5 protein-coding genes are annotated in these 4154 nt (G+C 69.5%); 2 read left to right on the forward strand and 3 right to left on the reverse strand.

Going from position 1 to position 4154, the window contains the following annotated elements; all coding sequences use genetic code 11:
• Both VNE62_07315 and VNE62_07320 read right to left on the reverse strand, forming a co-directional pair.
• On the reverse strand, positions 1 to 995 hold a 995-nt coding region (locus tag VNE62_07315; protein ID HVE92093.1), incomplete at its 3' end, for an FAD-dependent oxidoreductase.
• Entirely contained in the window at positions 992 to 2086 is a 1095-nt protein-coding gene (locus VNE62_07320) for an SAM-dependent methyltransferase (GenBank protein ID HVE92094.1), read from the reverse strand. The genes VNE62_07315 and VNE62_07320, both read right to left, overlap by 4 nt.
• A gap of 158 nt (positions 2087 to 2244) precedes the next feature.
• Between VNE62_07320 and VNE62_07325 the strand changes: the two genes are divergently transcribed.
• Together VNE62_07325 and VNE62_07330 are read left to right on the forward strand one after the other, a co-directional pair.
• Positions 2245 to 2733, forward strand: a complete 489-nt coding sequence (locus tag VNE62_07325) for an NADH-quinone oxidoreductase subunit C (GenBank protein HVE92095.1) — start codon at positions 2245 to 2247, stop codon at positions 2731 to 2733.
• Position 2734: 1 nt separating this feature from the next.
• Complete coding sequence (locus tag VNE62_07330) at positions 2735 to 3895, forward strand: NADH-quinone oxidoreductase subunit D 1 (protein ID HVE92096.1); 1161 nt, start codon at positions 2735 to 2737, stop codon at positions 3893 to 3895.
• A gap of 10 nt (positions 3896 to 3905) precedes the next feature.
• On the opposite strand, the gene VNE62_07335 is transcribed toward VNE62_07330, so the two are convergent.
• Positions 3906 to 4154: sigma-70 family RNA polymerase sigma factor (locus VNE62_07335; GenBank protein HVE92097.1), on the reverse strand; the 249-nt coding region annotated here is incomplete at its 5' end.

The following is a 4154-nucleotide window of genomic DNA, read 5'->3' on the forward strand; positions in this document are numbered from 1 at the left end:
GTCCCGACCACACCAGGGAAGGTCGCGTACCCGCCTCCGATGTTGATGCCGGCCACGCGTCCCTGCTTGTTGGCGTGGGTGCCCAGCGCGATGGCCGCCGGACGCCGCGACACCCGGTGGAACACCTCCACGCAGTCGCCCGCCGCCCACACGCCTTCGGAGGACGTCCTCATGCGGATGTCGGTCACGATGCCCCCGCTCGTCCCGACGTCGATGCCCGCGTCGGCCGCCAGGGACACGTCCGGACGGGAGCCCAGGCCCAGCGCCACGATGTCCGCCGGGATTGTCCTGCCGCCCGCGATCACCCCGGTCACCCGGCCCCCGGACGTCTCAAACGCCGACACCGCCTGTCCGGTCAGAAGGGTCACCCCCACGGCCCGGATGGCGTGGGCCACCAGCGCCCCCATGTCCGGGTCCAGGGTGCGCATTGGCTGTTCGTCCAGCTCGACGAGCGTCGTCTCCAGCCCCAGCCGCGCGAAAGCCTCCGCCATCTCCAGACCTATGTAGCCGGCTCCCACCACCACAGCACGCCTGGGGGAGCGGTCGCGGATGTCTTCGGTGATGGCGACTCCGTCCGACAGCGTCTGGACGCTGTGGATTCCCGCCGCGTCGGACCCCTCCAGCCGGGGACGAATCGGCCGGGCCCCCGTGGCGACGACCAATTGGTCGAATGGCTCGCGGAACTCAGAACCAGCTTCCAGGTCGTGCACGACCACGTGCCGGCCGCCCAGGTCGATGCCGATGACCTCGTGGCGGGTCCGGACGTCGATGCCGAACCGGTCGCGGAACTGCTGCGGCCACCGCGCCACCAGTCGGTCGGGGTCAGTGACGACGCCGCCTACCAGGTAGGGGATCCCGCAGGCGGAGTAGGACGTGTGCGGACCGCGCTCAAAGGCCAGGATCTCCAGGTCGTCCGGCCCCCGGCGGCGTCGCGCCTGCGAGGCGGCGCTCATGCCGGCGGCGTCGCCGCCGATGACGACCAGGCGATCGGTCACGCTGGAACCGACCCGCCAGGTCCCAGCCGCGGCGGCACCGGCACGGCAGGGCGCTGCGCCGGCCGCAGTGCCGGCACGTCGGGGGCCGAGCGGCTCATGACGAGCACCTCGAAGTCCCCCAGGCCCCCCCGCGCAGCCAGCAGCGCCGCAGCGCTGCGGGCGTTGAGGGTCTGCGGGTCCGGGCTGGTCATCTCCTCCAGGCGCTCACGCAGGCCCGTGGCCAGCAAAAAGTCCTTCTGCGAGCAGCGGGTGACGACTCGCAGCCCCGCCCCCTCGCCCTCGCGGATCACCGCGTCGAAGTCCACGTGGGTGGTTATGTCCCGCACGCCGGGCTCGGCCAGCGGGTCGGTCCCCAGGTCGTCGCGGCGGTAGGTGCGCAGGGTCGACCTGTTGACGGAGGTGTAGTCCACCAGCAGCAGGTAACCATGCTCGAGGACCGCCGCCGCCTGCGTGACCCAGTCCAGCGCCGCCAGGCCGGCCTCGGCGGTGTCTCCCTCGCCCACCTCCACTCCAGACAGTCGCGGGGACGACAGCGGCCCCGGCTCCAACCTCAGCGAGTCGCCGGCGGCCACGTACAGCTCGCGAAGCTCGCCCTTGCGCCGCGTGACGAGGTGGACCGGCAGCGTGTCCAGCAGCTCGTTGGCCAGAATGCACCCGTTCACGGGCGACGCTTGCCGCAGGTCCCTCACCCAGCGGACGGGGCGGCCGTCCAGCCGGGCGCGTTGGACCTGCTCGACCTCCGGGTTCGGCTCGACCAGCACCCACGACCAGGCCCGGCGGAGTCCTTCGGGGGCGTTGTCCATGGCCGCCGAGACCAGGTCCGCCGATCCCGGCCCCACCTCGCACACGTCCAAGCGGTCCGGACGCCCCAGCTCGTCCCAAAACCGCTCCACGGCCTCGGCCATGCATGCACCGAAGACGGGGGAGACCGTGGGCGAGGTCTCGAAGTCCCCCCCGGGCCCGGGGACGCGCCGGGCGTAGTACCCGAAGACGGGGTCGTGCAGGACGATCTGCATGTACCTGGCGAAGGTGACCGGCCCCCGCCGGGCGATCTCGCTACGGATCGCAGCTTCGGCCGGCGTCTGCTTCATCGTCGGAAGGATAGGCGCAGCGCAGGCCGTTTCGTGCCCGTCCGGCCGGGCAATCGCAACCCGATGCGACTTCGGCACATCTACTAGTCTGTCGGGTGTCCGGAGGCTGAGCTCAGGAGGGGTGGGTCATCTCGAGCCGTGGGCAGCAGCAGGCGCAGGTGGGGCACCGGACGCCGGGCGACGTCCGAAGTGCCTTCACGGGCCGTTTCGCGGACGCCGCGCGCGACATCGACGCCCGCGATCAGATCATGCTGGGCCTCCCTCCGGACCGCCGCCCTGAGGCATTGGCACTGGCCAAGGAGCTCGGTTTCACCTTCTATGTGTTCTGTGCCGGCGTGGACTGGCCGGAGGCCGAGCGCATGGAGGTCCTGGACCAGGTGTTCGACCCCCACGCGCTGCTCAGGCTGACGCTTCGATACGACCTGCCGCGCACCAAGCCCGTCCTGCCATCGGGCACCGGCGTCTACGCCGGCGCCAACTGGTACGAGCGGGAGACCTACGAGCTGTTCGGCATCGGGTTCACGGGACATCCACGGCTCAGCCGGCTGTTCCTGCCGGACTGGTTTGAAGGACACCCGTTGCGCAAGGACTTCGAGCTGGAGGCCCGAGTGGAGAAGCCCTGGCCGGGGGCATCGTTCGAGGGATGACATGACGACCGAATCACGCCAGTTCGTCCCCACGCAGGGTTACATCACGGCGGCGGTCGAGCGCGATCTGCCGACCGGGGACATGGTGCTGAACATCGGCCCCCAGCACCCCTCCACGCACGGGGTCCTGCGCGTGGTAGTCCGGCTGGACGGCGAGCGGGTAGTGGACGCCGACCCCGTGCTGGGTTACATGCACCGCGGCTACGAGAAGCTGGTGGAGCAGCGGTCGCCCCTGCAGATAAACACGCTGCTGAACCGGGTGGACTGGATCTCCAGCTTTATCTACGAGGTGCCGTTCTGCATCGCCTGCGAGCAGCTCGCGGAGATCGAGGTGAGCGAGCGGGCCCAGGCGGTGCGCGTGCTGATGATGGAGCTGTACCGGCTGGCCTCCCACTCCCTGTTCTGCGGCGTCTACGGACTCGAGCTTGGCGCCCTTACAGCGCCGATGTACGGCTACCGCGACCGCGAGTACGCGCTGGACCTGCACGAGGCCATAACGGGCCAGCGGCTCCACTCCAACTACTCGCGGATCGGCGGCCTGAAAGAGGACCTGCCCAAGGGCTTCTACGAGACCCTTCCGAAGGTCGTGGAGTACTTCCGCACGCGTGTAGACCAATGGCTGGACTTCCTCATAGGAAACGACGTGTTCACCGAGCGCACCCGGGACGTGGGACCGCTCCCGCTGGACATGGCGCTGGACTACGGGGTTTCGGGTCCGAACCTGCGTGCGAGCGGGATCGCCTACGACGTCCGCAAGCAGGATTCGATCCTGGGCTACGACGGCTACGAGTTCCAGGTCCCGGTGGGGGAGACGGGCGACTGCTTTGACCGTTACGTGCAGCGCGTCCGGGAGTTGTGGGAGTCATGCAACATCATCGAGCAGGTCGTGGAAGGACTGCCGCCGGGACCGGTTACGAGCAAGGTCCCGCGGACCTTTCGGATCCCCGAGGGCGAGATATACGTGCGCGCCGAAGGGCCCCGCGGCGAGATCGGCTACCACATCATCTCGACGGGAGCCCGCGAGCCTTACCGCATGAGGCTGCGGACGCCGTCGTTCGCCAACATCGCCGTGCTGCCGGAGATCCTCCGAGGAGTGTTCGTCCCGGACGTCGTCGCGATCCTGGGCAGCTTCGACTTCGTAGTCGGGGACGTCGACCGGTGAACGTGGGGGCCTACGACGCCGTGGGCGACTCCGCGGTGGCGGCGGGTGCCTCCGGGTAGACCCGCATCCCGTCACGGAGGCGCTCGATCGTTCGAGCGAGCAGCCGCGACACCTGCATCTGGGAGACCCCGAGCCGGGACGCGATCTCATGCTGGCTGAGGTCGTGGTGGAACCGAAGGCTCAGAAGGTTCCGCTCGTCCTGCGACAGCTTTCGTAGCGCCGGTCCCAGGTCGGCCAGCTGCTCGACAAGTTCCATTCC

Source organism: Actinomycetota bacterium, assembly GCA_035536535.1.
Taxonomy (GTDB): Bacteria; Actinomycetota; JAICYB01; order JAICYB01; family JAICYB01; genus DATLNZ01.